Origin of the sequence: Streptomyces sp. KR55, assembly GCF_052245645.1 — a bacterium.
Classification (GTDB): domain Bacteria; phylum Actinomycetota; class Actinomycetes; order Streptomycetales; family Streptomycetaceae; genus Streptomyces; species Streptomyces flavusporus.
On record NZ_JBQQCE010000878.1, the window covers coordinates 1 to 1593 of the forward strand.

General features: G+C 67.5%; 2 protein-coding genes. One reads left to right on the forward strand and one right to left on the reverse strand.

From position 1 onward, the window contains the following. Window positions 1–397 precede the first annotated feature (397 nt). Window positions 398–553, forward strand: a complete 156-nt coding sequence (locus ACTWQJ_RS51180) for a hypothetical protein (RefSeq protein ID WP_443313166.1) — start codon at window positions 398–400, stop codon at window positions 551–553. Between the two features lie 598 nt (window positions 554–1151). On the opposite strand, the gene ACTWQJ_RS51185 is transcribed toward ACTWQJ_RS51180, so the two are convergent. Further along, window positions 1152–1593, reverse strand: a 442-nt coding sequence (locus tag ACTWQJ_RS51185; protein ID WP_443313167.1) for a LacI family DNA-binding transcriptional regulator, incomplete at its 5' end; no start/stop codon positions are given.

Here is a 1593-nt window from a genome sequence, read left to right on the forward strand (position 1 = left end):
CTCCGGTGGACCGGTGAAGCTCACGTGCCCGAACTCCCCGATCGAAGACAGCGTTGTTGCAGGACACGAACGCGATACGCGCACCATGTTACGAGTTGCCCACATTACCGTTACTCTCACATTCAATGTCCATTTATGTAGCAAATGCTCCGAGTTGATGGCCCGCCGACCCACAACCCGTTGCAGGCACTCACCAAACCCGCCACCCCCCGGCACACCAGCCGGCAACCCTCCGCCCCCACACCCGAAAGTGCGTAACAGAACCACAGACACACACCGCACCAACGCACCCCGAGGTCCTGGATGACCAAGCACCCTCGGTATGTGGATGGATCAAGGACCGTGTGGTCTCCGTCATCCCGTAGGAAGGCGGGGCTCACGTCGTCAAGGGCTCGGCATGGGCTCGCGCCGCCTCAACGGCATGGCGCGCCTGCCGTGCAGCGCGATCTGTCTGCGCGGCTCGGTTGCGTGCGTGATCCAGGTCGTTTCGCATCTGGCGTCGCAGTTCGGCCATGGCGTGGAGCCGGTGGGCCAGTTCGGTCGCGCGTGGTAGGCGTCGCGGTGAGCCGAGCACAGGCCCTTCCAGGCGGCAAAGGGCCGCATGGCACCCTCCCACGTGGTCTTGTCCAGCGACGCCTCGGCCTCAGGCTCATCTCCGGTGGACCGGTGAAGCTCACGTTCCCGAACTCCCCGATCGAAGACAGCGTTGTACGTGATGCTGCGGCGGCCACCCAGAAGGCGGGTGAGGTTCCGCATAGGGGCACTGAAGGGTGGCGCTGAACAGGTTCGGTCGGCGGTGATGCCGCGGCCCATGGGTCGTCCAGGCCAGTGGTCTGGACGTCGAGGACGACACGACGGGGATCGGCGAGCACTGCGCGCGCCCACCGTCGGATGCGCTCGCGCTCGGCCGGCCAGGTCGTCGGCCGACGGAGCGCACGGACGGCGTCGTCGAGGCGGAGATGGCGTTCGCGGGTGGACTGCACGTGCCAGCACCCGTCGCAGCCGGCCGCACTGTGCATGCTTCCGGTCGATCCTCAGGATCAGATGGCGGCCGCCGGCCTGGTCGGACTCGCCGAGCTGGTACGCGGCTGGCTCACCGGCGAAGTCGGCCGACGAACCTGCTGGACAGATCACAGAACCACCCTGGAGTACTAGGACGACTCGCGCACCACCAGTTCCGTCGGCAGCGTCAACTGCTGCCGGGCTGCGCCGTGCTGCGTGATGTCGGTGAGGATCCGGGCCATCGTGCGGCCCAGTTCCTCCACCGGCTGACGCACCGTCGTCAGTGGCGGGTTGGTGTGGCGGGCAAGGATGGAGTCCTCGAATCCGACGACGGCGACATCGCCGGGTACCTGGCGTTTCTGGCGGCGCAGTTCGGCCAGGGCGCCGACCGCCATGAGGTCGGAGGCGGCGAAGACGGCGTCCAGCTCCGGGGCGCGTTCGAGAAGCGAACGCATCGCGCGGCAGCCGCTCTCCTCGGTGAAGTCGCCCACTTCGACCAGGAGTTCCCTTGCAGGCACCCCTGCCTCCTGCAGGGCCGTGCGCCAGCCGGCCAGTCGGCTGCGGCCGACGTCCATGTCCAGCGGTCCGGTG